At 47.7% G+C, this 25,905-nt stretch carries 28 protein-coding genes and 2 tRNA genes; 19 read left to right on the top strand and 11 right to left on the bottom strand.

The window, feature by feature from the left end; genetic code table 11:
- Window positions 1-191: 191 nt before the first annotated feature.
- The 4 genes from acs to NZ952_05935 all read right to left on the bottom strand — a co-directional run bounded on the left by acs (window position 192) and on the right by NZ952_05935 (window position 5,651).
- A complete protein-coding gene (acs, locus tag NZ952_05950) occupies window positions 192-2,165 on the bottom strand; it encodes an acetate--CoA ligase (protein MCS7120726.1) in 1,974 nt (657 codons plus the stop codon).
- 137 nt (window positions 2,166-2,302) lie between these two features.
- On the bottom strand, window positions 2,303-4,195 hold the full coding sequence (locus NZ952_05945) for a hypothetical protein (protein ID MCS7120725.1): 1,893 nt from the start codon (window positions 4,193-4,195) through the stop codon (window positions 2,303-2,305).
- 135 nt (window positions 4,196-4,330) lie between these two features.
- Window positions 4,331-4,405, bottom strand: a tRNA-Val gene (locus NZ952_05940).
- A gap of 928 nt (window positions 4,406-5,333) precedes the next feature.
- Window positions 5,334-5,651 carry a hypothetical protein gene (locus NZ952_05935; protein ID MCS7120724.1) on the bottom strand — a complete coding sequence of 106 codons (318 nt, stop codon included), beginning with the start codon at window positions 5,649-5,651 and terminating at the stop codon, window positions 5,334-5,336.
- A 166-nt stretch (window positions 5,652-5,817) separates the two neighbouring features.
- Here NZ952_05935 and NZ952_05930 point away from each other — a divergent pair, with 166 nt between their 5' ends.
- The 9 genes from NZ952_05930 (at window position 5,818) to NZ952_05890 (ending at window position 13,790) form a co-directional block, all read left to right on the top strand.
- Window positions 5,818-7,467 carry a TCP-1/cpn60 chaperonin family protein gene (locus NZ952_05930; GenBank protein ID MCS7120723.1) on the top strand — a complete coding sequence of 550 codons (1,650 nt, stop codon included), beginning with the start codon at window positions 5,818-5,820 and terminating at the stop codon, window positions 7,465-7,467.
- Window positions 7,468-7,600: 133 nt separating this feature from the next.
- Window positions 7,601-8,764, top strand: coding sequence for an MFS transporter (locus NZ952_05925; protein ID MCS7120722.1), 1,164 nt, complete (start codon window positions 7,601-7,603; stop codon window positions 8,762-8,764).
- An 88-nt stretch (window positions 8,765-8,852) separates the two neighbouring features.
- Window positions 8,853-9,410 (top strand): pyruvate ferredoxin oxidoreductase subunit gamma, encoded by a 558-nt coding sequence (locus NZ952_05920; GenBank protein ID MCS7120721.1) that lies wholly within the window; start codon window positions 8,853-8,855, stop codon window positions 9,408-9,410.
- Window positions 9,403-9,690 carry a pyruvate synthase subunit PorD gene (porD, locus tag NZ952_05915; GenBank protein MCS7120720.1) on the top strand — a complete coding sequence of 96 codons (288 nt, stop codon included), beginning with the start codon at window positions 9,403-9,405 and terminating at the stop codon, window positions 9,688-9,690. Before NZ952_05920 ends, porD begins: the two co-directional genes overlap by 8 nt.
- A 2-nt stretch (window positions 9,691-9,692) precedes the next feature.
- A complete protein-coding gene (gene porA, locus NZ952_05910) occupies window positions 9,693-10,871 on the top strand; it encodes a pyruvate ferredoxin oxidoreductase (protein ID MCS7120719.1) in 1,179 nt (392 codons plus the stop codon).
- A complete protein-coding gene (locus NZ952_05905) occupies window positions 10,872-11,792 on the top strand; it encodes a thiamine pyrophosphate-dependent enzyme (GenBank protein ID MCS7120718.1) in 921 nt (306 codons plus the stop codon). It begins immediately after the preceding gene.
- 156 nt (window positions 11,793-11,948) lie between these two features.
- Entirely contained in the window at window positions 11,949-13,142 is a 1,194-nt protein-coding gene (locus tag NZ952_05900; GenBank protein ID MCS7120717.1) for a nicotinate phosphoribosyltransferase, read from the top strand.
- An 81-nt stretch (window positions 13,143-13,223) separates the two neighbouring features.
- The gene (locus tag NZ952_05895) at window positions 13,224-13,532 is read left to right on the top strand and encodes a translation initiation factor (protein ID MCS7120716.1); all 309 of its coding nucleotides are present in this window, start codon (window positions 13,224-13,226) and stop codon (window positions 13,530-13,532) included.
- 24 nt (window positions 13,533-13,556) lie between these two features.
- On the top strand, window positions 13,557-13,790 hold the full coding sequence (locus NZ952_05890) for a hypothetical protein (GenBank protein ID MCS7120715.1): 234 nt from the start codon (window positions 13,557-13,559) through the stop codon (window positions 13,788-13,790).
- Here NZ952_05890 and NZ952_05885 read toward each other — a convergent pair.
- Entirely contained in the window at window positions 13,787-14,692 is a 906-nt protein-coding gene (locus tag NZ952_05885) for a transcription initiation factor IIB (protein MCS7120714.1), read from the bottom strand. The two genes, NZ952_05890 and NZ952_05885, sit on opposite strands and share 4 nt — an antisense overlap.
- A 333-nt stretch (window positions 14,693-15,025) precedes the next feature.
- Between NZ952_05885 and NZ952_05880 the strand changes: the two genes are divergently transcribed.
- The 4 genes from NZ952_05880 (at window position 15,026) to NZ952_05865 (ending at window position 17,383) form a co-directional block, all read left to right on the top strand.
- The gene (locus tag NZ952_05880) at window positions 15,026-16,135 is read left to right on the top strand and encodes a nucleotidyltransferase domain-containing protein (protein MCS7120713.1); all 1,110 of its coding nucleotides are present in this window, start codon (window positions 15,026-15,028) and stop codon (window positions 16,133-16,135) included.
- A gap of 60 nt (window positions 16,136-16,195) precedes the next feature.
- On the top strand, window positions 16,196-16,621 hold the full coding sequence (locus NZ952_05875) for a hypothetical protein (protein ID MCS7120712.1): 426 nt from the start codon (window positions 16,196-16,198) through the stop codon (window positions 16,619-16,621).
- Window positions 16,622-16,682: 61 nt separating this feature from the next.
- A tRNA-Gln gene (locus NZ952_05870) sits at window positions 16,683-16,758 on the top strand.
- Between the two features lie 166 nt (window positions 16,759-16,924).
- Window positions 16,925-17,383 (top strand): pyruvoyl-dependent arginine decarboxylase, encoded by a 459-nt coding sequence (locus tag NZ952_05865; GenBank protein ID MCS7120711.1) that lies wholly within the window; start codon window positions 16,925-16,927, stop codon window positions 17,381-17,383.
- A 6-nt stretch (window positions 17,384-17,389) separates the two neighbouring features.
- On the opposite strand, the gene NZ952_05860 is transcribed toward NZ952_05865, so the two are convergent.
- Entirely contained in the window at window positions 17,390-17,887 is a 498-nt protein-coding gene (locus tag NZ952_05860) for a 50S ribosomal protein L15e (protein MCS7120710.1), read from the bottom strand.
- Window positions 17,888-18,067: 180 nt separating this feature from the next.
- On the opposite strand from NZ952_05860, the gene NZ952_05855 reads away from it, so the two are divergent.
- The 4 genes from NZ952_05855 (at window position 18,068) to radA (ending at window position 20,824) form a co-directional block, all read left to right on the top strand.
- Window positions 18,068-19,246, top strand: coding sequence for an AAA family ATPase (locus tag NZ952_05855; GenBank protein ID MCS7120709.1), 1,179 nt, complete (start codon window positions 18,068-18,070; stop codon window positions 19,244-19,246).
- A complete protein-coding gene (locus tag NZ952_05850; protein ID MCS7120708.1) occupies window positions 19,236-19,532 on the top strand; it encodes a hypothetical protein in 297 nt (98 codons plus the stop codon). The genes NZ952_05855 and NZ952_05850 overlap by 11 nt, the downstream gene beginning before the upstream one ends.
- A 105-nt stretch (window positions 19,533-19,637) precedes the next feature.
- The gene (locus NZ952_05845) at window positions 19,638-19,856 is read left to right on the top strand and encodes a hypothetical protein (GenBank protein MCS7120707.1); all 219 of its coding nucleotides are present in this window, start codon (window positions 19,638-19,640) and stop codon (window positions 19,854-19,856) included.
- 2 nt (window positions 19,857-19,858) lie between these two features.
- Window positions 19,859-20,824, top strand: a complete 966-nt coding sequence (gene radA / locus NZ952_05840) for a DNA repair and recombination protein RadA (GenBank protein ID MCS7120706.1) — start codon at window positions 19,859-19,861, stop codon at window positions 20,822-20,824.
- On the opposite strand, the gene NZ952_05835 is transcribed toward radA, so the two are convergent.
- Window positions 20,825-21,886 (bottom strand): L-threonylcarbamoyladenylate synthase, encoded by a 1,062-nt coding sequence (locus tag NZ952_05835; GenBank protein ID MCS7120705.1) that lies wholly within the window; start codon window positions 21,884-21,886, stop codon window positions 20,825-20,827.
- 135 nt (window positions 21,887-22,021) lie between these two features.
- Here NZ952_05835 and NZ952_05830 point away from each other — a divergent pair, with 135 nt between their 5' ends.
- A complete protein-coding gene (locus NZ952_05830) occupies window positions 22,022-22,432 on the top strand; it encodes a hypothetical protein (protein MCS7120704.1) in 411 nt (136 codons plus the stop codon).
- Between the two features lie 84 nt (window positions 22,433-22,516).
- Here the strand turns inward: NZ952_05830 and NZ952_05825 are convergent, their stop codons facing one another.
- The 4 genes from NZ952_05825 to dph2 are packed head-to-tail and all read right to left on the bottom strand — an operon-like array spanning window position 22,517 to window position 25,149.
- Window positions 22,517-22,807: a DNA-directed RNA polymerase subunit L gene (locus NZ952_05825; protein MCS7120703.1), complete on the bottom strand. Its 291-nt coding sequence runs from the start codon at window positions 22,805-22,807 to the stop codon at window positions 22,517-22,519.
- 21 nt (window positions 22,808-22,828) lie between these two features.
- A complete protein-coding gene (locus NZ952_05820) occupies window positions 22,829-23,410 on the bottom strand; it encodes an exosome complex RNA-binding protein Csl4 (GenBank protein ID MCS7120702.1) in 582 nt (193 codons plus the stop codon).
- A 57-nt stretch (window positions 23,411-23,467) separates the two neighbouring features.
- Window positions 23,468-24,109, bottom strand: a complete 642-nt coding sequence (locus NZ952_05815; protein ID MCS7120701.1) for an METTL5 family protein — start codon at window positions 24,107-24,109, stop codon at window positions 23,468-23,470.
- A 26-nt stretch (window positions 24,110-24,135) separates the two neighbouring features.
- Window positions 24,136-25,149 carry a diphthamide biosynthesis enzyme Dph2 gene (dph2, locus tag NZ952_05810; GenBank protein ID MCS7120700.1) on the bottom strand — a complete coding sequence of 338 codons (1,014 nt, stop codon included), beginning with the start codon at window positions 25,147-25,149 and terminating at the stop codon, window positions 24,136-24,138.
- Window positions 25,150-25,385: 236 nt separating this feature from the next.
- Between dph2 and NZ952_05805 the strand changes: the two genes are divergently transcribed.
- Window positions 25,386-25,715: a hypothetical protein gene (locus NZ952_05805; GenBank protein MCS7120699.1), complete on the top strand. Its 330-nt coding sequence runs from the start codon at window positions 25,386-25,388 to the stop codon at window positions 25,713-25,715.
- Window positions 25,716-25,905 lie beyond the last annotated feature (190 nt).

Raw genomic sequence — 25,905 nt, 5'->3', positions numbered from 1 at the left:
TGTAGGCTATGTCGTTTTTGCTTGCTTCACACTTGGCCATAATTGTTTGAGCGATTAAAGTCCGCGGAGACCTTTATTCCGCGACAGGCAGCCGCAAAATACTTGATCAATCTTATTCAGGAACTGCTAACTATGCTCTTTGCAATAAATGATATTACATAAAAAAAAATTAATGGGGTTGTCGAGGATGTTTATGGTGATCCTTTATAGCCTACTTTCTGCTTAAGCGCCTCTACTGACTCTGGGTTCATTAGGGTTGAGATGTCGCCTATTGGCTGATTGCTGGTTAAGGCTTTAAGAATCCTCCGCATGATCTTTCCGCTCCTGGTTTTTGGTAGATCGTCGACAATTATGACCCTTTCCGGTCTGGCTGTCGGGCCTATCGCCTTGTCCACTTGCTTCTTCAGTTCAGCCTCAAGCTCAGGCGTCGGGTTGTATCCTGGCTTTAGCGTGACGAAGGCCACTGGAACCTCGCCCTTGATGTCATGCGGCGCCGCGACAACCGCGCATTCTACGACCGCCGGGTGAAGTGCTATCGCATTCTCAACTTCTGCCGTTGATAATCTATGGCCTGCAACTTTCATGACATCGTCGACTCTTCCAGTTATCCTAATGTTGCCCATGGAGTCGTAAATGTACGCGCCGTCGCCTGTGAAGTAATAGTTTTCGCCGTATGGGCCGAAGTACTGCTCCTTGAACCTCTGCGGATCCTTATAGATGGTTCTGAACATTCCTGGCGAGAAGGGATCCATCTGGACGAGGAATCCGCCTTCACCTATACCCGTCGGCTTTCCCTCCTCTGTTAGGACGGCAAACCTTGTTCCTGGGAACGGCCTTCCGGCTACGGTGGGTATGAATGGGCCTATTCCCGGCAGGGAGTTTATGAGCGTCGCGCCTGTCTCTGTCTGCCACCACGTGTCAATTATTGGGCATCTGCCACCGCCTACGACGTTGAGGTACCATAGCCAAGCCTCCTCATTAATCGGCTCGCCGACCGTGGCAAGGATCCTTAGGCTGCTTAGGTTATGCTTCTTAACCCACTCATCGCCGAATCTCATCAGCATCCTGATTGCGGTTGGCGCGGTGTAGAAGACTGTGACCCCATACTTCTCAACTATTTCCCACCATCTGTCAGGGGCTGGATAATCTGGTGCACCCTCATATAGTACGAATGTTGCGCCGTTCATGAGGGGTCCATAACAATTGTATGTGTGGCCTGTGATCCATCCGATGTCGGCCGTGCAGAAGAAGACGTCATCGTCGTGTAGGTCGAAGTCCCATTTTGTTGTCCAGTATGCCTGGACGGTGTATCCTCCAACATGATGCTCAATGCCCTTCGGCTTACCTGTCGTTCCGCTTGTGTATAGTATGAAGAGCATGTCCTCGCTGTCCATGACTTCTGGCTCGCAGTACGCTTCCGCATCCTTCATCAATTCATGCCACCAGTAGTCTCTGCCCTCAACCATCTTGACTTCGCTGCCAAGCCTCTTAACGACAACGACTTTTTCTATAGATGTCCCCTCAACACCTGCATCAGCGTTCTCCTTTAGATTGACGGGCTTTCCTCTTCGGTAGTATCCGTCCGCAGTTACCAGGACTTTGGCCCCAGCGTCTATCATTCTGTCTCTGAGGGAGGCTCCGCTGAAAGCTGAGAATACGACGCTGTGAACAGCTCCTATACGGGCGCAGGCAAGCATTGCTATCTGAACCTCTGGGATCATTGGCAGGTATATGCCGACCCTGTCGCCCTTCTTGACGCCCAGCTTCTTCAGTACATTGGCAAACTTGTTTACCTCTCGGTAAAGGTCGTAATAGGTTAGGATTCTAGTCCGCTCATCAGTTGGTTCAGGCTCCCATATTATAGCCGCCTTGTTTCTCCTCCATGTTTCTACATGCCTATCAACGGCGTTATAGCAGATGTTCAGTTTTCCGCCTATAAACCATTTATAGGATGGGGGGACCCGCCTGTAGGTTTCGGTCCACTCTTTGAACCATGTTATCCCATCCTTAGCGAGTTTCGCCCAGAAGCCAACAGGGTCTTTCGCTGCCTCCTCATATATTGATGGGTCGCTTACCCATGCCCTTTTCTTCATCTCCTCGGAGGGCCAGAAGACGTTCTTCTTTTTCGGGTCTTCCACTATCCACTTAATTGGTTCTCTGCTCATTTCTGCTTCACTCTGATCCATTTTTTGGGTTTGTTTTTGTTATCGTCATGGGAAATATAAACCTTTTTCGAATTGTTAAACCAGTAAGAACAGATTATGAATGGAATATGAATGAGGAAGATGTAGCCTTTCTAAGTCTAGATGAAGTCGGCGAGCGTCCTCTTCTGCTCATCCTCGAAGGAGAGGCCCATCGGCCTGAAGACTTGGCTGAGGGCTGACTTCAGGTTTCTTACATAACTTTCTATGTCAACTTCTCTTAGATCCGTTACTAGGTGGGAGGGTTTAACCGTGAAGACCTTCCCTGCGAAGGTGAATGGCTTAACCTTTACAAAGGAGACAATGTCTCCATGCCGCAGACCCTTACCAAGCATCATGAATTGGATGGCGGACTGGTATGGTTGATGCATCGTCTCTCTCTCCGCTCTCTCCAGAGGCTCAAGATGCAGTCTGACATTATATTTGAGGTCGCTTATCGGGATTCTTCCAGCTCTCAGATCCGCTATAGCGTCCGTCACCGTCTGCCTCATCCCCTGCTTCGCCGCTTCAAGATCTGCCCAGTTTTCAACATTTACGAGATGGCTGACGCATTTGTTGAAGACGTTCTTTATGAAGTTTGGCGAGTTGGCTTTTATAGCTGTTAAGCCCTTGATATCCGGCTGTCCGTCCTTCCTGACGCCGAAATAGGCTTTCATAGCTCTTGTGAGGATGCAGACGCTGTAGATCTTGTCCAAAGCCAGGCCTAGGCGGAGCCTTTCTCTCACCACCCCTATGAGCTGCTGTACCCTAACCTCATCGGGGTTGTTGATGAAGAGTGAGTCGGTGTCGCCGTAGAGCGGTTCAAGCCCCATCTCCTCAGCGATGCTCCAACTCTCCTTAAGGGCGTATCTGCCGTATGCTGTTATTGATTCGGCAAGGGCTGGGCATGCTAGTCCTCTTATTCTGACTGTAACGCCGTAGCTTGCGACCAGTATCAGCTTCAGGAGCCTTGATGCTGCTTCGGCCAGCCTCCTCTGCTCCTCAGGAATCTTTGGGTCTCTCGAGATGGGCTTGAACCATTGGACTCTAAGATCTCTTAGAGCCCCGATTAGTATGGAGTAGACGCCTCTCCTTCTCGTGCAGACATGGTGCTTGGCGCCTGGAACCCTATTCCCCGCGCATTCACCGTGGTTGCAGTCTATTGTCTCATATGACAGGTTGTAGGAGTCGATGATGCTTGGGTATAGGCTCTCGAAGTCTAGGACGTAGGTGTTGAAGTATGTTCCAGGTTTAGGTGGCAAGGTTAAGCCGCCTGGAATGCTTCTTGGAGTTTCGCCCTTCCTAAGCTCGTTGTCAGCTGGGATCAGGGTATTCTTCCTTCTCAGGTATGAGTGGAGAATGGATTTTATCCATACGCTGACCTGGCGGCTTGAAAGCGCGGATGGCAGTGGGATGTTAGCCAGGCGGGATAGCATGAATGCTAGGTATAGGCTTTCATAGCCTATATCTTGCCGTAAACCTAGCTTGTTGGGGGAGGTCTGCGGTATCGGCTGGGAGCAGAGTGAGAACCAGAATTCCAGCATCTCATACTTGAGGGGGTCAGCATCCCTAAGGCTTGAAAACTTTTCCCGAAATCTTAGTTTGATGTCCTCATCTACGTCTGTTGTTATTGTGGGCTTTCCGTCAATGGTGTGCATTGCGCCGAAAACCAGCCCATTATCATACACGTAGCTTGACACGTAGGGAACCTCGCTTTCCCATCCGCTCCTGAGAAGCCTGGAGACTACTTGAAGTTGAGAGGGATCTGAGAGCTCTACCCTAAGTAACTTTCTAGGCTTTCCAGAGAAGAGATCAATCTTCTCCCCGACGCTTAAATTTGCTGAAAGGTCTTTCAGGGACTCACTGATCACGCCGCTAACATCCGGCACTGTGAAAAAGTATGGTTTGTAATTCTCATTCTCAAACTCTATGAGGCCGTCTAATTCTGGGTTATAGAAGAGTAGTCTAACAATGTTCTTCTCATTAGATCCATTAATTAGGTAGCATCTGCGCAAATATTCCTGCCTCGGATAAAAGATTTGAGCACTCAAGCCTTAAGTATTTTAGTTGCCAGTTAAACCTCTAACTTCCTTTAACTTCAAATCCAAAAAATGCGCTGAAAAAAACAGGTAGAGCAACCAGAAAATAAGTGGGCCGGGCCAGACTTGAACTGGCGACCTTCTGCGCGTCAGGCAGACGTCCTAACCAGGCTAGACGACCGGCCCATTGAACTAGTTTACTGTTACCCAGCACATTTATTTATCTTTTGCAACAAGCTCCAGCGAATCTTCCCCGGAACATCAGGCCTGAACCCTCTAAACGTTTGACGTAGCGGCACATATTGGTAAGATGATCCCGCCAAATAAAGGTGATTTTCCGAACGTAGAGAATCCTTACAACGCCAAAATTCAAATAATTAGATGTTAGTGTCTTCCCCCATCTTCGATTCTCCACAGTCACCCTGACAACACTTCCGCAGCCCTAAAAAACGAAAAACACGAAAACATACCATAAAAGCCTTAGAGATTCGCCTAAAGGCGACTATTCCAGATTATTACATTGATTAAGATGCTTCTTCTCGACAAATCGGTCTTTCAATTCCCTTTATGGGATTTTTCGTCTTCAAACCCGAGGCGGTTTTTTGGAGCTTTCGGTCTTTTACTGGGTAATTTTCGCGTTGATTACATCTATTTTTCGATTATCTTCTATTTGTAACTTTCCTTATAAAGATAATCGATCTGTTATCATCTGCTTTAATCCAGTCTTCAGGATATACCTCGGCTTTAGTATGATTGCATAAGGATTCCAGAAGATCTTTCCTTAACATTTATGAGATATATGGGAGGATTTAAGGCATCTAAGGGTAGAGTTGCTGATAAACAGAGCTGATAGGCATGCAATCGGCATAATAGCTCGTTTGAGTAATTTTGGTCTTCGTCTATGTAAGAACAGAAAGACCTTATTTAGAGGTATTGAAGATCATTTTCCAGAACCCTTGTACAGTAGACCCGCAGAGGTCAAATCCTAATCAGAGTATATAAACACCTAGGAGGGGGTGATCGAAAATAGAGAGATTTTTACTTCTATTTTCTAGGTACAAGCGCAAAAGCTCAGGCAGGAAGATATGATGTTAAAGGCATGCGGCGCCAAAGTTCACCTGCCGCCTTCATCCTTATCTTCTTCAATTATCGGTTTCGTCGAGATCTCCCTAATCAGCGGCCGGCCCCCCTCTATCTCAATCTGCGCATTAGGATACTGCCTCTCAAGCTGCCGTCTCAACGTGTTCACGTCCACACCTTTCCCAGCCCTAACATGGACCTTTGTCCCCTGCGGAGTCTGCGTAACGCTTATGGAATAGCCGCTCTCAACTTCTTTACCTTCTCGCATATCCTCAAAGATCTTGTCTATATCCTCAAACAGGGAGCTGCCAAAAAACTCGTCAAACAAACTGCGTTTCTTCCTATCCTTCATTTATCTCACCGGTGCCTACACTACAAAAATCCTTTACCTCCAGACTTAAACTTGACGGTTCCGCGGAGCCAATAATCCGCTTACCAGTTTAGAAAAGTATATAAATTCGACCTATTCTTCATAGCATAAAAATATTTAATTATCAACATACCTGGAGGAGATATCCATGTCCACCGCTCAGGGAATTCCGGTCCTGATCTTAAAGGAAGGGTCAACAAGATCCAGGGGAAAAGAAGCGCAGCACAACAATATAATGGCCGCCCGCATCATAGCAGAGGCCGTTAAGAGTTCCCTAGGACCAAAGGGAATGGACAAGATGCTGGTGGACAGCCTAGGAGACGTCACCATAACAAGTGACGGCCGAACCATACTAGACGAGATCGACGTTGAGCATCCGGCAGCCAAGATGATGGTTGAAGTTGCCAAAACCCAGGATGACGAGGTTGGAGACGGAACAACAAGCTCCGTCATCGTTGCTGGGGAGCTCCTGACGAAGGCGGAGGACCTCCTGAACAAGAATGTTCACCCAACTATCATCATCGACGGCTACAAGAAGGCGGCTGACAAGGCACTGGAGACCCTTGAAAAGATCGCCATCAAAGTAGATCCGCTCGACAAGATATACCTCAAGAAGGTCGCAATGACAGCTATGGCGAGCAAGCTAGTCTCCGAGAACCGTGAACTGTTAGCAGACATAGCCGTCGAAGCAGTTCTCCACGTGGCCCAAAAAGTTGGAGACAGCTACAGAGTCGACTTAGACGACATAATGGTCGAAAAGAAACCGGGAGAATCCATTACAGAGACGAAACTCATAAAGGGTATTGTCCTCGACAAGGAAGTTGTACATCCAGGCATGCCGAAACGCGTCGAAGAAGCCAAGATAGCGCTACTGGACTGCGCACTAGAGGTTGAGAAGACAGAATTCGACGCGAAGATCAACATCGAGACACCGGAGCAGATGGAAGCCTTCCTCCGCGAAGAAGAGAACATGCTCAGAAACATGGTTGAGAAGATCGCTGCAACCGGGGCGAACGTGGTCATATGCCAGAAGGGCATAGACGACATGGCCCAACACTTCCTAGCCAGAAAGAAGATACTCGCCGTGAGGAGAGCCAAGAAGTCAGACATGGAGAAGCTCGCCAAGGCCACTGGAGGAAAAGTTGTAACCAACCTGGAAGACTTGACAGAGAAGGATTTAGGATACGCCGCCCTGGTAGAGGAGCGAAAGATCGGAGATGACAAGATGACATTCATAGAGGGATGCAGGAACCCGCGGTCAGTCGCCATACTCATTAGAGGCGGCTCAGAGAGGATCGTAGACGAAGCTGAAAGATCCGTCCACGACGCTCTCTGCGTTGTAAGAGACGTGGTCCAGGAGCCGAAGGTGGTTCTCGGAGGCGGCGCGCCGGAAATCGAGGTTGCAAAGACCCTAAGAGAATACGCGGAAACCCTGCCCGGAAGAGAGCAGCTCGCCGTCCAATGCTTTGCAGACGCTCTAGAAGTCATTCCAATAACTCTCGGCGAAAACGCAGGCTTAGATCCAATCGACATAACGTCGGAGCTCAGAGCGAGGCATGAGAAGGGAGAGATATGGGCCGGAGTCGACGTCTTTGGAGGAGACGTCAAGGACATGCAGAAACTTGAAGTCTACGAACCGCTGGCAGTGAAGAAGCAGATAATAAAGTCTGCAACCGAAGCTGCAACAATGATATTAAAGATCGATGATATCATAGCCGCGGGGAAGATGAAGCCTCCGAAGACGCCTAAAGGGGAAGAGGGCGCACCATCGGGCGGCTATGGCGGCGGCGAATTCTAAATAACGCTAAATCTTGCACATTCCCCGCTCTTCACCCACTTTTTTCTCGAGACCCACAGGTATCACATACTTCTTAACACTTTTTCTCTTCTGGAATAGAGAAATCTGTTTATAGCCTTGAACCTGTTAACTTATGCGCGTGAACAGCGAAGATGCAGAGCATCCCAAATCCGGAATCTCAGAGACCTTTCTCTATCTTGACGTATTCGCATTTCAAATGCTTGCAGGCGTAACAAGCCTAGCAGTTCCAATCTACGCAAACATGTTAAGGGCCTCGCCCTTCCTCGTAGGCATCATAGGCTCGACTGGCGGTCTCATATACTCCTTCATGCCGCTCATCTCAGGCATGCTTTCAGACCGTTTCGGAAGAAAACGTTTTGTCTACCTATCCCTCCTCTCTTTCGGGCTTTCCTGCATACTCTACAGTCTCACCAAAGATTCAATAATACTCATCATGGTGAGAGGGTTGGAAAGCCTTTCAGCCGCAATCTTCTGGCCATCAGTAGAGGCGCTTATTGCAGATCTTCATAGTGAGAGACTCGAAGAGACGCTGAGGAAGTTCAATATTTCTTGGAGCTTAGCCATGCTGCTCGGCCCCCTAATAGGAGGAATGCTGATTGAAAGGTTTTCTATACTCTCGCCCTTCATATTCTCAACAGTCCTTTCAATACCCCTAGGCATCCTAAGCCTTATTTTCATTATGGAGCAGAAGAAAGAGCATGAGAGGGCCTCATTCAATATGATGCTAAAAAGGGAGATGAGATCCGCCAACCTTGCATTCGCATCAATCATCCTCTTCTCCACAACGGTTGGGATAATAACCTGCCTCTTCCCATACCACGCAACAGATTTGAACTTTCCGCCATATGAGATCGGCTTCATAACATTCTCATTCGGCGCCGCGAGGGTCCTCACATTCCTAAAAGCAACGAGGATAGAGGCAAAGATTGGAAAGAACGGAATGTTCCTTCTTGGATCATTATCCCTCGCCACCGCATCCCTCATCACCTCACAGGCCTCAACCCCCCAATCTTTCACCTTCTGTTTCATAGTCTACGGTTTCGGCGCAGGCCTATCCTATGCGGCCTCAATATCATCGCTCTTCAGACTATGGAGCCAATCAAAAGCTTACGCAGCAGGAATATTCGAAAGTCTCATTGGGCTGGGATACGTCATCGGGCCTCTGATAGGCGGAACCCTCTCAGAATCCGCCCGAAACGCGCCATACCTATTCAGCTTCACCCTCAGCTTCCTCGTGCTCCTCCTCCAGACAGCACTCTGTAAAAGGAGTGAATAACGTTCACTTATAGGTAAAGTTATAAGTTTGATGTATTTCCCATTAACCATAAACCTGGAGTGAAAAACGCGTACAGGAGGGCGCTTACCTGTTAAGCGAGATTAGGTGGCATGGAAGAGGAGGACAGGGAATAGTCACCGTAAGCCGGCTCCTAGCATATGCAGGCTTATATGACGGCAAATATGTTCAGGCATTCCCAGAGTTCGGCCCTGAGAGGAGAGGAGCACCGGTCACAGGGTACACGCGAATATCAGATGAACCGATAACCATCCACAGTCACATATATATGCCGAACATCGTGGTCGTGGTTGACCCAACACTGATCGGCGCCATAGACGTGACAAAGGGGCTGGTTGAGAATGGAACGATAATCGCGAATACTGATAAACAACCTGAAGAACTCGGGAGGAGACTTGGGGTTAGGAATGCCCGAGTCTGCACGGTCGACGCGGTCAGAATCGCGCTCGATATTCTTGGAAGACCAATATACAATACTGCGATGCTAGGAGCACTTGCTAGGGGCGTCAAACTTGTAACCCTAGAGTCAATCAACAGGGTGATTAGGGAAAGGTTTCCAGGAGCCGTAGGCGAAAAGAACATAGCGGCTATAGCCAGAGCATATGAGGAGGCGAAGATCGTTGGGTGAAGAGAAGAAACCCGGTTGGAAAACTGTTCCCATCGGCGGCATACTCTTGGAGCCAGGTTCCGCAACGAAGTATAAGACCGGAGACTGGAGAGCCTTCAGACCAGTAATAGACACGAATAAATGCGTCAACTGCCTCATATGCTGGATATACTGCCCAGACGGGGCGATAAAACGCTTAGAAAAACACGTCACCGTAGATCTAGATTACTGTAAAGGATGCGGCATATGTGCAAATGAGTGCCCAGTCAAGGCGATAACGATGATAGAGGAGAAGAGGTGAGCATGAGTAAACTTATCGGTTTAACAGGCGATGAAGCGATAGCCTACGCGGTTAAGCAGTGCAACGTAGACGTCGTCGCAGCCTACCCCATAACACCGCAGACGATAATCGTCGAAGCCTTCAGCGAGTACGTTCATAACGGTGAAGTAAAGACAGAGTTCATATGCGTAGAATCTGAGCATTCAGCTCTCTCAGCCTGCATAGGCGCAAGCCTAACTGGAGCGCGAGTCTTCACAGCAACTTCAAGCCAGGGCTTAGCACTAATGCATGAAATGCTCTATATCGCCTCTGGCCTAAGGTGCCCAATAGTCATGGGTGTCGTCAACCGCGCACTTTCAGCGCCCATTAACATTCACGGCGACCACTCGGACATGATGGGCTCCCGAGACTGCGGCTGGATTCAGATATACGCGGAGAATGTGCAGGAAGCCTATGACTGGACAATTCAAGCCTTCAGGATAGCTGAGGACAAAAAAGCGCTACTCCCAGTCAGTGTCAACATAGACGGCTTCATCCTCTCCCACGCCCTCGAAGGTGTAAAGACCCTAGACGATAAGGCAGTTGACAGTTTTGTTTCAACAAGAAAGGCTGAGATAACGCTTGATCCTGCCAAACCCATAACCGTGGGCGCACTATGCCTCACAGACTACTACTTCGAGATGAAACGCCAGCAAGTCGAGGCCATCAAGGAATCAAAGGGGGTCATAAGCTCAGTTAATGAGGCATACGAGCAGATTTCTGGAAGAAAGTACGGGATTATTGACACCTTCGGAATTGGGGATGCTGAAGTAGCAATACTCTGCCTCGGAAGCACCGCTGGAACAACAAAATATGTGGCGGACAGCATGCGCAAGAAAGGCTTCAAGGTAGGCGTCATAAAGCCCTGGATATATAGACCATTCCCAGCCGAGGAGATCGTCAAGGCAACCGAAAACCTGAAGGCCCTAATAGTTCTGGACAGGGCCTGCAGCTTCGGAGCACCCTACAACCCACTCTGCAGCGACGTTATCTCGGCTCTATATCAGGCGGAGAGGGAATTGAAGGTGATTAACGTCGTATATGGGCTAGGAGGAAGAGATATCGCACCATCCGACATTAGAGGCCTCTTCGAGGAAGGCCTTGAAGTATCCAAGACTGGAAAAGTGAATGAGCCAGTAAAATTTGTTGGGGTGAGAGAATAGATGGTCACATTAAAGGAGCTGACGACGGAGGAGCTCTTCACTTCTGGGCATAGACTCTGCGCTGGATGCGGCGCCGGAATAATTGTACGTATGACTATGAAGGCGCTTAAGAGACCAACGATAGCCGTTAATGCGACAGGATGCTTAGAGGTCTCATCCACCATCTACCCATACACCTCATGGAGAATCCCATGGGTCCACATCGCCTTCGAGAATGCAGCAGCCGTCGCCTCAGGCATAGAATCCGCCGTCAAAGCCCTGTCCAAGAGGGAAGCCTGGAATAAGGATGTTGATGTTATAGCATTCGCAGGCGACGGTGGAACCTTCGACATAGGAATCCAGGCGCTGTCAGGCGCCATGGAAAGAGGGCACGACCTCGTTTACATATGCTATGACAACGAAGCCTACATGAACACTGGGATCCAGAGATCCGGAGCGACACCACATGGAGCATCAACTACGACAAGCCCGGCTGGAAGGGTGATCCCCGGGAAACCCGAGTTCAAGAAGGATCTTATAGGCATATGCGTGGCCCATGGCATAGAATATGCGGCGACAGCTTCACCTGCCTACTGGAACGATTACATAACAAAAGTTCAGAAGGCTCTTGACGTGAAGGGGCCGGCAGTCATCCACGTGTTTTCACCATGCCCTCTAGGAATGAGATTCGACTCTGACAAGAGTATTGAGGTGGCAAGACTTGCCGTCCAAACACGATACTGGCCAGTCTACGAGTTTGAGAGAGGAAGGTATAAACTTAACATAAAGGTTCCGACGCCTAAACCGGTCTCAGAATTCCTTAAGGTTCAGGGCAGATTTAGACACCTATTCACACCTGAGTTTCAACATGAGGTCGAAGTCATCCAAAGATGGGTTGACGAGAACTGGAAACGGATCACTTCCCTTTGTGGGGAAGCATAGAACACCAATCGAAAACATAACAGCCTAGTATCCCTATATTTTTATTCCACTCTACATCATCCGCATCCAAGCCGCACATATGCGTAGGAAAACAAGTTTTTAAGGCCAGACTGACATATCCTTCTCAATCAATACCCATTCGGATAGGTGTAGAATTTGAGGCGCTTCTATTACGCTGACGACGAAGAGATAAAGAATGGGAAGACAACAGACATATACTTCGTAAGGACGAAGCAGATTCTACAAGCCAAGAAGAAGGATAGGGTTAATGTTGTGGCGGAGGTAACTGCCGGAGGATTACCGAAGGGATGGGAATGGGCAGTCCTATGCGGGATTGAGGAGGTCGCCAACCTCTTTGAGGGATGCCCAGTTAACGTGTACGCGATGCCGGAAGGAACAATCTTCTTCCCACATGATTACAGGGGCTTTAGGGAACCAGTCCTATATGTTGAGGGGCCATATGGCGAGTTCTGTCTCCTAGAAACCCCGATGCTCGGCATGCTCTGCCAGTCTACTGGAGTTGCAACACAATCTGCGAGGGTGAGAAAGGTTGCGGGAGATAAGCTAGTCATCGCCTTCGGCATACGCAGGATGCATCCGGCAATAGCGCCTATGCTTGACAGATCCTCCTACATCGGCGGGCTTGATGGAGTGTCAAGCGTGATAGGGGCTGAACGCATCGGAATCAAGCCGAGCGGAACCATGCCGCACGCCCTAATCGTAGCGTTGGGAAGCCAGATAGAAGCTTGGAGATCATTTGATGAACTGATGCCGGAGGATGTGCCGAGAATCTGTCTAGTGGACACATACCTAGACGAGAAGGTTGAGGCCATTATGGCGGCAGATGCTCTAAAAGATAGGCTCTACGGCGTAAGGTTAGATACCCCAATGTCGCGTAAAGGGAACTTCGCCGAGATTGTGCGCGAAGTAAGATGGGAACTTGACCTCCGAGGATATAAGCATGTGAAGATCTTTGTCTCAGGAGGCCTAGACGAGGAGTCAATCAGAATTCTGAGAGATGCTGGCGCCGAGGCCTTTGGTGTGGGGACATCTATAAGCAACGCCCCAACAGTTGACTTCGCAATGGACATTGTGGAAGTCGAGGGAAGATATGCGGCTAAAAGGGGGAAATTAAGCGGGAAGAAACAGGTCTGGCGGTGCAAAAAATGCTTCGCGGACACTGTGCAACCATCATCCGAGCAGTCTCCAAAATGCCCAAGATGCGGCGGCTTAACTTACCCAATGCTTAAACCACTCATAAAAGATGGAAAGATAGCGTGCGAGCTGCCCACCCCTCAAGAAATCCGCGGATACGTCCTCGAACAATTAAGGTCTCTTCCACCACTATGAAGAGTGGTCAAACCCTAAAGTCTTAAATATCCCCCAATCATCTATATTGGTTGAGGCGATAAAGGAGCAAAGACCAGAGTAATGGTTGACATCTGTCCAAAGTGTGGTCTTCCTAAGGACATCTGTGTTTGTGGAGAGATCAGTAAGGAGCAGCAGAAAATTATTGTCCGGGCGGAGACAAGAAAGTTCAATAGACCAATGACGATTATCGACGGCATAGACAGTAAAGACATTGACCTCGGAAGGCTCGCGCAGAAATTAAAAAGCTTCTGCGCCTGCGGTGGAACAGCCAAGAATGGGCAGATAATGCTGCAGGGGGACCAAAGAGAAAAGGCATACGAGTTTCTCATTAAAATGGGTTACCCTGAAGAAAATATCGAAGTGCAATAGGCAGTCTGGCGAGAAGAATCTCTCATGAAGGTGCTTAAGCGAATAAGATCGCTATTTAGAATTATTGCGCATCGTTCCCCGACATCCACCACCATAAAAGCTTGCCCACGCTGTGGAAGCGTCAACATTAAATTGTCCAGCAAACTTGACGCTTGGCTCATTCCGACAAGATACATCTGCCTAGAATGCGGCTATATTGGCCCACTAATTTTAGAAATAGAAAAGAAGATGGGTAACGAGGATAAATCTGAAGTCTAATCAGGGATTTCCAGGTTCAGCAGCTTCTTAAGATTCTTAAACCTATTCCTAACAGTGACCTCTGTGACGCCTGCAGCGTCAGCGATCTCCTTCTGGGTCTTCTTTTCGCCGGCCCTCTTACATGCGATATAAAGAGTCGCTGCGGCAAGCCCCATCGGATCCTTTCCCGCAGAAATATTTTTTTCTTTAGCCTCGCTCAAGATTTGAACAGCTATCGACTGTATGTGACCCGGTATCGCTGCTTTCTCAGATATTTTTGATATGTATATGATGGGATCAGCGATCGGCATCTGAATATCAAGCTTACGCAGCAGAAGCCTATAGCATCTAGCAACATCCTTCTTCTTAACCAAGCTTGCTCTTGCAATCTCCCTCAAATTTCTAGGCGTGCCAGTCGCCCTGCAGGCTGCATAGAGGGAAGCGGCCGCGATAGCGGCGATAGACCTTCCTCTAACAAGACCCTCATCCAATGCTTTGCGGTATATGAGCGCAGCCTTCTCCTTAACCGCTGAGGGTGCTGAAACCTTATCTGATAGGCGGTCAAGTTCAGTCATTGCCTGAGCAAGATTCCTATCTATAGATGAGTGAACCCTAGATCTTATCTGCCACTTCCTCAGGCGCCACATCTGGAGCCTCGTCGATAGTGGAAGCTTCCTGCCAAACGCGTCGCGGTCAATCCTATCTATAGACGTTGATAACCCCTTGTCATGGACCGAGTATGAGGTGGGTATGCCAACTCTGCTGCGGGACTCCTTCTCCTCCTGTGTAAACGCTCTCCACTCAGGCCCCTCATCCATCATAATGTCCTGCACAACGAGCCCGCAATTACCGCATATGGTCTCTCCACTATCGTAATCGTGAATTAGGTTTGTACTCTCACATTCTGGACACTTGCTGGCCATTATCTGCCTCTGAGGCTGAAGTTCCTTCTTCTCCATCTCGGTCATACCCTCCATTATTATGCCTAAAGAGTAAAACGGATAACCTCACAAAACGTGATTCTTCACCTCCCGTTCTCCGGGAGATCCGAATCATCAGTTAGCTCATTAGCCCCGTTTTGACCGATACTATGCGGGGCTTCTAATATTTAAATTTTTCGGTCGGCCTAAATATTTATATGACCAAACAGGCAGCACTCAACATGATGAAAAGTCTCCTCTGCCCGTAAAAACTACATAAAGGGTTGAAACTTTTATACTAGAATGACGAGAGCTAGAATGCGGCGAGGGAAAAGATTGGGAGATTGGCCGGAGAAAGTCGGTTCAGTAATCCAAGAACTTCTAGACGATCTGAAGGCTAGAGATAGCATATCAGGGGTCTGCCTTTTCGGAAGCTGGAGCAGAGGCGAAGCAGTGTCAAGCAGCGACATAGACCTATTAATTGTGGATTCTAGGAATCTCGGCTATGAGTATGTGGAGCGCGCTGAGATCGACGGTTTCTTTATAGATTTAGACTTCGTCCCGGAGAGATGGGTTCTAAGGGAGAACCCTCCCGAGATAGATCAAAAACTATTTGAGGCTGAGATTCTCTTCGACCGTAAAGCGAAGCTTGCCAAGGTCAAAGAGCTGATTCTGAATACCTACCGCAAGCCTGAAAGAATAGATCTGCGCACAATGGATTATCTTACTGAAGCGGACATATACCTGAGCAGAGGCTTCTCATCCTACAATAAGGGTGACCTTAAGAGCGCTAAGGTAAGTGCGGCAGCGGCACTAGATGCAACGATGAAGATTCTAATAGAGCTGAACAGGCTGCCGATTTCAAATAGCCGCTTCGTCAAGCATGTAAAGTCATCGGCTGAGCGGTTTGAAGCCTCCAAGCTCCTAGAAGATTACCTTAGAATATCGTCGCTCACCCAAGCTGAAGAGCAGGGATGCGAGCGGATCCTCTCATCTCTAACCGACGTGTGGAAAGCAGCTTCAGGCTTCGTCCATTCAAATTCCTCAACAGTGAAGACCCTGCACCATAAGGTTATGAACTCGCTGAACTATTATTGCAGGGAGAGTTTTTGGAAGGGATTCTTTAACCGTGCGCAATCTCTCATAGAGGACGCCTACTTCGAAGAGGCCGCTCACTACATGATTTCAAGCTCCCTCCACATGCTCGAGAACTTTGCGTGGCTTGTCTCCGTAATCGAGAATAGGAGATTTGACTTCACAACACTATTCCGATTCTTAGAGGATTCCGTGGCATCGCCAAGCATCATCTATAAAGGGGCCGTAGAAGCTTTCGGGGTTGAGGATGTAAGAGAAGCCTATGTGGAGGAGGCTCTCAGAAGGGTTAAAGAAATCATCATCGGAATAAGGCAGAAAAGGAGAGAAATGATTACGGTCCTCTTCTCATAAATCCCATCAATATTCTTAATTAGGCGAACACAATACTCTCCTCTAAAGAAGCTGTCAAATATGGGTTTCACACCAACAGAATACGTGAATGTCGCCAGCCTAAAACCCAACTTCCAAGACCTAAACCTCATTGTAAAGGTCGTGAGCATTTTCCCAACATTCTCGATCCCGGCGAAGGGGATTACAAGGCAACGGCTGGTTACGGAGGTGCTTGTAGGCGACGAGACTGGAACAGTCATCCTAACCCTTCGCGATAACACATCCCTAAAGCCCGTGGTAAACGAGGTGATCGAAGTCAGAGGGGCCTACACAACACTATACAAGGGCCGATTAAGACTGAACGTGGCTAGAGGCGGCTTAATACGGCGAATAAGCGGGGAAGATTTGAAGGTTAACACAAAGAATAACCTCTCAGAAAAGACGTACATACAGGTTCCATGGCACCTATCCGAGAGCAGACCGTTCAAAAAGAAGCGGAGACATTAAGCAGCGGCGAGAACAGAAAAGTATTTTATGAATTAGTGGCTCAAATAGATTCTGATATTTAAGCCCGGTGGTGTAGCGGCCAAGCATCGGGGCCTCTGGAGCCTCTGACGGGAGTTCGAATCTCCCCCGGGCTACCAAAACTCTTGAGATCAATCAATATGCCCATTCTTCTCAGCATTTTTTATTATCGGATTGGACTGTTTCATCATTCTGACGCGTTCCACTATGCGGATTGATCGCAAAACTAATATTCTCCATTATTTTAGGGATGAACACCGCTCCATGTGAGTAGAGGTGAATAAAGTGATCCCTAAGTCCTTTTTTGTGACAAGCGGCAAGGCTGTGAGTAAGGTCTCAACACTCAACGCGTTTGACCTTGCCTTGAAGGCTGCTGGACTGTCGGAATGCAATATTGTTAGGGTAAGTTCCATAATTCCGCCGAACTGCGTGGAGACCAAGCCTAAAAAGATCCCGGTAGGCTCGATCACTTATGCCGTTATGGCTGCTGCTGAGGGAACTGGGGGGACAATAAGCGCTGGGATCGCCTACGGAATAGACGAGGAAGAGGGATACGGCTTGGTCGCCGAAGCGTACGGTTGTATGGATCAGGCTTCCCTGAGGAAGGAGCTTGAGAGAAGGCTTGCTGAGATGGCTAGGGTTAGAGGGATAGAACTTGATAACACAAAATATCGGATTGAAACCCTCGAGGTTCCAGAAGGCTCACATGGCAGCGTTTTAGCAGCCCTTGTCTACATTGTCTGAGAATTCTTAGGCCATAAGGCCCCTCATTTTTCTACCTGCGCTCGTTAAGCCTCTGAAGACTCTTCCCCTTCCTTTTCCAAGTTTGAGCTCGGGCAGAAGGGTTCTATCAACGAGTATAACCTCAAACCACTTATACTTTCCATCCTGCCAGACCCAGTAAGAGTTGAGAACTTCGAGGTTTGGGAACTTTCTCGCCGCCCTCTCCTCGGCTATCAGCCTCATACTCTTAGTAAGCTTATACTTCTCAACACCCATCCTTTTCTGTCTTCTTCCAGACCTCGGCCTCTTTTTTCTCATCCCAGCCCTTCTAACCCTGACCCGGACAACAACGTAGCCTGGCTTATCCTTATAACCCAGCCTCCTAGCCCTGTCAATTCTAGTTGGCTTTTCAATCCTAATTATTGCTGGCTCCTTCCGCCACTCTATAACCCTCTCCCTCATCAAGTCTCTTATAAATGAGGAGTCAGGATCCTTCCAAGCCTGTGCGAGATACTTATACGCCACAGCTGCATCGCACCCCAAGATGAGGCAATGGTATAAGCAACTAAAATTTATACTTTCCGCACAACTATATGGAATTTTTCAAGCTCCTATAAATTTAGGTGCAACTCTGAAGGCTCATCATCCTTTATAAGATGCAAAGAATAAGAATAACTGTTGAGAAAGGAGGATCCATCGATCTAATTGGCAAGCAGCCTAATATTTAAGGATAGGAATAAGCTTTCGCCGCATTATATACCCAAGAGGCTCCCACACCGTGAGGACCAGATAAACATTCTCCTCTCAATATATGGGGGCTTAATCAAGGACATAAATAACGCTTATCCACGTTTCGTTCAGATTATTGGTGACACCGGAACCGGAAAGACATGTACAACCATAAAGTTCGGCGAGCATCTTACGCAACAGGCGAAGAAAGATAGAATCAATTTGAGACACGCTTACATCAACTGCAAAGTTGAAGGAACCACAAAATTCGTGTTATTCGGCAACTTAGTGAAGAAGGTTGCCCCAGAAATCTCGACAAGAAGCCTAAGCCCGGAGGAGATGATGAGAGAGCTGATTAGATACCTGAGAGTGAACAACCAGTATCTAATCCTCTCCTTCGACGAGATCGACTATTTCCTACAAATAAACCCGAAGGAGCATCTTGTCTATGATCTGACACGCATAACTGAGATAGACCCGGGAAGACCCTCACCCATCATCGGCATAATCTTCATAGCAAGATCACTCAAGTGGCATGATCGTCTAGATCCTGCGGAAAAATCAACCCTCGGCATGGGAGTCATCAATTTTCCAAGATATAAGGGAAAAGAGATAAGAGACATACTCCAGGATAGGGTGGACGAAGCATTAAAGCCTGGCGCCATAGATGATGAGACATTAGATCTCATATGCGATATAACGGCCAATCCGCCCGTCAACGGGGATATCCGGGTGGGGCTAGATCTTCTATATTACTCTGGTAACTTAGCTGAAAATCTGGGTGTGGGAAAAATTCTGCCCGACCATGTCCGAAAGGTCTACGGCGGCGTAAACCCGGCCATAACAACCGAGGATGTAATGAGCCTAGACAATGATGGAAAAATGATACTCCTCTCCCTTGCACGATGCCTAAGGACGAGTAAGGCGGCATACGTCGGACTGCGCGAGATCAGAAACAGTTACAACATGCTATGCGAAGAATACAACATGAAACCCTGTGAAAAATTTGAGGAACATCTTCAAGATCTCATCTACAGAGGAATAGTGGAGATGAAGTCTCTTAGTGAAATCGGGATTTCAGGCGCCTCAGCCCTGGACCTTGACAAATTTTTGAGCAACTTGATGGAGAAATTGAAGAAGACTGATGAAGACTGAAGAAGATATATGGAAAAAACTTGAGGATGTGCTCGGAGGAGGAAGCGCTTTCAGAGTCATATTACATCTGGCGCTGAACCCTAACCAAGCGTTCACGAAGTACGCTTTGGTTAAGCTGACCGGGCTGCGCACACCTGCCGTCGACAACCAATTGAAGACTCTTGTAAGACTGAATATGGTCAAAGAATATCCGTACACACCCAAGACCTACAAAATTAATCTGGACGATGAATTAGCGAGAAATATAATTGAATTCTTGCAGAAAATCAAGTTAATAAGGGGGTAAGACCTGGAAGCGAAGTCGATATCTGCGCCCCACCCCTCCCCCAGAAATCACCGATCCCTTATATACTCTCTACTTCTACATTCCCACGGAAGGCGATCAGTACCAATGAATAGAAGAAAGAGGCCACAATCCAATGCGGCTGCGAATCTTAGCGTAGAGGGAACAGTGGGACATTTAGAGGAAGTGTGCAAAAATCCGTGGGACGGAGAATGCAGAAGCACAGATATAGCCCTATACATCATGTATAAGGGAAAGCAGCTTCCAGTATGCAAGAAATGCTGGAAGACAATATCCTCGAAGAATATTGAGTGGATGTATGATTAAAAATGTCTGAGGATATAGAATCTCTAGACGGTGTAGGCGTATCAACCGCATCCAAACTTAGGGCAGCAGGCTACTCAACAATAGAATCTATAGCCGTATCACCCCCGCAAGAGATCATGGAGAAAACCGGGATAGGCTTCAATACAGTGCTAAAGATACAGGAAGCAGCAAGACAGATAGTAGCGGTCGAGTTCCAGACTGCCAAAGACTTCTATGAGAGAAGAAAACTGATGAATAGATGCACGACCGGAAGCAAAAAACTTGATGAGATTCTCGGAGGGGGAATCGAGACACAAGCCGTCACCGAACTCATCGGTGAATATGGATCGGGTAAGACGCAGATCTGCCTAATGCTTTCCGTCACTGCACAACTGCCGCCGGAGCAGGGGGGCCTGGGGGGAAATGTAGCGTTCATAGACACTGAAGGAACATTTGTTCCCGAAAGAGTTTACCAGATTGCATCGGCAAGAGGTCTGGATCCAAATGCGGTTGCAAGCAGGATTTATGTTGCAAGAGCCTATAATAGCAGTCACCAATGCCTGTTGATTGACAGTCTATTCTCATTATGCCCCCAGAATAACATTAAACTGATAGTTGTCGACAGTATGATCAGTCATTTCCGCGGCGAGTATCTTGGCAGAGAAAACCTTGCCGAACGCCAGCAAAAGCTTAATCAGTACCTGCATAAGATCCTTCGGCTTTCCGAAGCCTTTAATGTTGCCGTGGTAATCACGAATCAAGTCCAAGCGAACCCTTCAACATTCTTCGGCGACCCCAACAGGCCTGCCGGAGGAAATATAATGGCCCATGCCTGTACGCATAGAGTTTACCTTAGAAAGGGGTCAAAGGGTGTGAGGGTTGCGAGGGTTATCGACAGTCCATATCTCCCTGAAAACTCGGCGAGGTTCATCATCACAGAGAAGGGGATCGAGGATGCTGAAGGGGAAGTCTCCGAAGACGATTTTTAACTATTCCGCCCTGACTATATTGAAGCCTGAAGCCTTTCGAAGCCTATTCATTACGGCGAGTCCCAAACCCTCCTCCGAAACACCTTCAGCTATTATAACGTCGACTCCATCCTTATCGAATTCACGGAGAACCCTAAAAAGATTCCTTGCAATCTCGGCTAGATCCTCCCGCCTTCCAAATGATTTAACAGTATCGGCAGTTAAGCACTGGGTTCTTTCCTCTGTGCAGAGTACACCTACCTTCAGCCCTAAGCTTTTATAATGGTTGACCAGCTCCTGAACCTTCCTCAAGGAAGCGTTAAGATCTCCCTCCACGACGATGAGCTTAGCGTTCGGCGCATAATGCCTGTGCTTCATGCCGGGCGAGCGTGCCACATCAACTGGAACATTCTCTTTAGCCAAGGCGGCTGGATGAAGCCTGACGTTCTCGATAACTCTCTTTATCTCTTCGTAAGGAACCCCCCCAGGCCTCAGTATCTGCGGCGGATCTGAAATTAAATCCAGAACAGTCGATTCAACCCCAACCCTGGTGGGCCCGCCATCCAACACTAAATCTATTCTCCCGTCAAGATCTTTGAGAACATGTTCGGCTAGGGTTGGGCTCGGTCGCCCCGCAAGGTTGGCGCTTGGAGCAGCGATTGGGACACGTGACTCCCTTATTAGTGCTAACGCAATCTTTGAGTCAGGCATTCTTATTGCGACCGTTGTCAACCCCCCAGTAGTGATTCTCGGCACAATCTCGGATGCCTTGAGGATTAATGTTAAAGGGCCGGGCCAGAATATGTCTATTAGTTTTTCGGCTGCCTCGGGGACCTCCTTAGAGACTTTATAGACGTCAGGAACGTCTGCTATATGGACGATTATGGGATTATCTAACGGTCTCTTCTTTGCCCGGTAAATATCTTCTACGGCTCTCGGATTTAATGCATCTGCCCCTAAACCGTAGACAGTTTCTGTAGGAAAGGCTACAAGGCCCCCTTTCCGAATAACATCGGCAGCTATCCTAATCGCGTCCAATTCTGGTTTTTCGCTGTCAACCTTAAGAACAATCGTTTTCTTCATCTGCACCGCCATGTAAACCTATGCCTCTGTACATGCTGGAACATTAAGGGATACTATCGGCCCATATGCTTGTACTCTCAAGTCATCATATCTCAATCCAAAACTTAAAAGCTTCCTTTAGGAAAAAATTCTATCATGAGTAGTGGAGCAGAGCCTCGTAGACTAGGAGTCTTCAGTTTCGCGCCAAAGCATGAGAATATATCCGCGGTACTTGAAGATCGGGATCTGGCCTCATTGGGGGACGCTTTCGTCAATTTTCTCTATTCTTTAGCTCTTTCAAAAAAGTGTGGAAGACCGGTTGGTAGGAAGGTGGATAGCTCAGTTCTCGCTTCGGCGCTGCGTAAGGCTGACCTTCGAAAGTTTTTGCCGTCTAGGACTGATAGGCACAGGCAAGCAGATGCCGCGGAATCTATTATACTATATGGCTGGATGTCGGGGGCGGTAGATCTTGAGGAAGCTATCAATATAATTGAGAGTGGCGATTCGGAAGTTGACGCTTTTGCCATCCTCCTACGCCTGTCCGCTAAGAATTTGAATGAAAGATGAGCGATTTTTTTTCTTAGAGGCCCCGGCTTTTTTCCATCCTAATAACTTGCTGCTCATATGGCGATAATTAAAATTATCCTTCACCTACTTCTTCCATTCCTCTAATGCTTTGAGGAAATTCTCATTCAACATTCTTCCCCTTTCTAATATCTTATCAACCGCCTCTTTGACCGCATCTGTAGGGCTCTTCCCATTTCTCGTCTTTATCAGCATAACCGGGTTCGAAACCAGCGGATGCGGAATATCATAGCCCGCAAATTCAACATAATCGTCTTCAAGAAGAACCGACTCTAAAAGGTTGCATAAAGTGTGCCCTTCACCCTCAATCTCAATCTTCAACTCGTTCTGCGTCCTCTTCAATATCTTTAACTGCAAGACCGCCGCCTCCACATATCTTTACATGCTGACCGTACCATAATCATTTGCGATCTTACGCTTCTCAGATGTATTGCATGATTCGCATCTAAGAATCTTTCCCTTAAGCACTAGTGGTCCTCCACATTGGGAGCATAGAGCAAATATGACCCCTAGATTGTCACCCTTAGTAGTGAGATGAAATGTTCGATTCTTGTTGCTTATGACTTTTGCGCGAATCACATCTCCGAGCCTGAAGCAATCAAGAATGTTTTCAGCATACCTGAAGCTAACGTCCGAGATATGCAAAACCCCCGTAAACGATCCTGATATGAATTTGCGGCCAACTTTTGAGATGCGTACGAAAGCCATCGAGCTTTGCACGCCCGTGACTTCGCCAATAACTATGCTGCCAACTTTTGGGATGTTGTGATTACGTGCAGTCGGGTAGACGGAGATCCTCCTGTTTGCAAAATCGAGAAGAACAAACCCAACATTAGTCGAACGTATTATGCCATTATCCACCTGAGTCCCCGAGTATGGTATAAATTCTTCAATAACACCTATCTTCTCCCCTGGTGTTACAAAGTAGCCGCTCTCTCTGCCTAGCTGTTTGACGGCCATTTCGCCTACTCCTTCTCCTACTCCCTGTTCATCCTGTCGCTACTTTACGACACTGCGCTACATATTAGCTTTGCTCCTTGCATCTGACGCTTTTCTAATTATCCTGTAAAGATCAGCGTTAACCGAGTATCGCCTCATCCTATGAAAACTGAAAGTCCGCCTAATGGTAATGGTCAAGCTGTAAACTTTGTCAATATGCCCGCCAATATCAGGTATTTTGCTGCTGAGAAAGTTTCGCACAGACTCGCTGCCTTTATGTAATGAATAGATGACGTCGCCGATCTGCAGCGCCTTCTCTAGAAAGTAAACATCCGCCCCTCTTTTCCACGCTCCAAAAGGAGGGTTCATGAGTACTGTGTCAAAGTGTCCAGTTACGCAACTTATGTCTCCGGCTACCAGGTCGACGTCCGCGGAAACCTTTGAAGCGTTCCTTTTAGCAGCTTCAATAGATTTCTTGTCAACATCAACTCCAACAACCCATCTCGCCCCAGCTATCGATGCGCCTACCGCCAGTATGCCACTCCCGCAGCCTAGGTCGATCACATTCTTTCCGCGTATGTCGCCGTATACAAAAGATGCGATGTAGATGATCTTGGCTGCGCTTCCAGCATCAAGCATATAGCTCTCCCATTCAAGTCTCGGTTCTGGAATCGGATCTAATTTGGAAAGCAGAATCTCTAAGCGCTTTTTCCTGATCACCTAAGACCCGGCCTTCGATGAGTGTCTCAAATAACTCCCTTCTCCATTAATTCCTGCCAGCTAATCTTTCCAATCGCAACATATGCCTCTTCAACTGTGAGGAGCGGTTTGCTGAATGATGTAGTTTCATCTAGAGATAGGCGTGGGCACGCCGTATTCACGAATGCGTCAATTGTTGTAAATTGCATTAGCTCCTGCGGGGTTATCTCCCGTAGACAGAGAAGTGCCGCCTTTTTGCCGCTTTCTTGTATCTCATACTTCACCTTGAGGGCGGCATCCATTCTACATTGCCCCATCTTCAGCCCAACAATCACGCCGAAACTGTCCGCTCTCCTCGCTCTATATATCTCATCCCAACGTCTCTTCATAATCTCCTTCCACTCATCACTCAATAGGTACGCGCGATTTTCGTAGGGATCCGCAACTGCGATTGGTTTCTTGGTTACGAGGCATAAGCCTAATGCATGAAATCTTCCTCCGCCTATAAACAGGAAGGCGTCAACTTTGTCTGTGATGATCTTGGCGCTGCTGTAGTCGCAGCCTAAGACTTGCCCTGGATAACTCATATGTCCCGCTCTTCCAATGTACACGATCTTTCCAGCATCTTCAAGGACCCTCTTTGCCCCTTCAATCCTGTCAACGTGCTGAACGGTTGTGGCCAATCCTATTCTCGTCCATGGCTTGAGGAGATTAAGCGCCTTTCTAATGGCTGGCAATATATCAACTGTGGCCTTAGCTTCAAAATAAAGGACAGGAACATCAGCCTCTTTTATTTCTATCATCCTGGTGTGCCCATAATGGATAAGGAGATCTGCCTTGAGAGCGCGAGCCTCATGCAGGGCCAGATCGCAGCCGCCATAACATGGATCGCCCGATATTATTGCAATGGCGCCAGCATCTTCAATGATTGAAGCCAATCTTGGCCCTTCACTCTTAAGGCCGTCCGGTAGCTGAAGAAGAACCCTCTTCGCCCCCCTCTTGTTAACCTCCTCACGCAGCCTCTCCTCGTTAAGATCGAATCCGCTTTTTACTCTATCCATATTATTCCACGCATAATCACGGTTGTCTCCAATATTTTCAGATAGTCCTTTTCACTTAAACATTGTTTTACCTCAATAATTTATCCGGATGAGAAAACTCTGCTCTGCCTTCGGCCAGATGGAGATCCAATGTATCATCATTTCTCATTTTCTTCTGCCATATATGCTGTCGTAAAATGAATTGTAAATTCATAATGGCTTTAATGTTGGTGTGGCTAATATTTTAACGAAATCTTATGAGAGAATGTTATAAGGTTGAAACATGCCTAGACATTATGCGTGAGATACAGAGGGAAAGAGATTTTGCTCATCTAGAAAAAACCTTGAATCTCTCACCTTTGCTCCTTAAGAAATATTTAAGTCTCCTTAGATCCCAAGGCATATTGAAACCTTCTAGGTCAAGTGAAAAGGGGAGAGGATACAAGTTAACATCGAGGGGGTTTGAAGTCCTCTCAGCATTTGAGGAGCTGAAGGAATACGTTCTGTTTAAACGTGCCGTTGATATGCCGAATTCAACGATCATCAATTCGGGTAGGGAATCTACCTTAGCTCTCTCAGAACTTTAACGTATTTTTTGCATACGTGGCAGTAGGTGTGGCTGTCTCTGCGCAGCGGGGTCACCGCCACTATTTCATGTCCGCAGTCAAGGAGATATCTGGAGCATAGGCTCATAACAGAGAACCCTGCCGTTAACTAATCGATGAACACTCTTCTTTATTATTTCTAAGAATTAAAAATTTGAGGGAAAAAATAGCG

The sequence above is a fragment of the Candidatus Bathyarchaeota archaeon genome (assembly GCA_025059045.1).
Taxonomy (GTDB): Archaea; Thermoproteota; Bathyarchaeia; order Bathyarchaeales; family DTEX01; genus JANXEA01.
The sequence above is the reverse complement of the archived record's forward strand: the minus strand, read 5'-3'. Positions and strand labels throughout refer to the sequence as shown.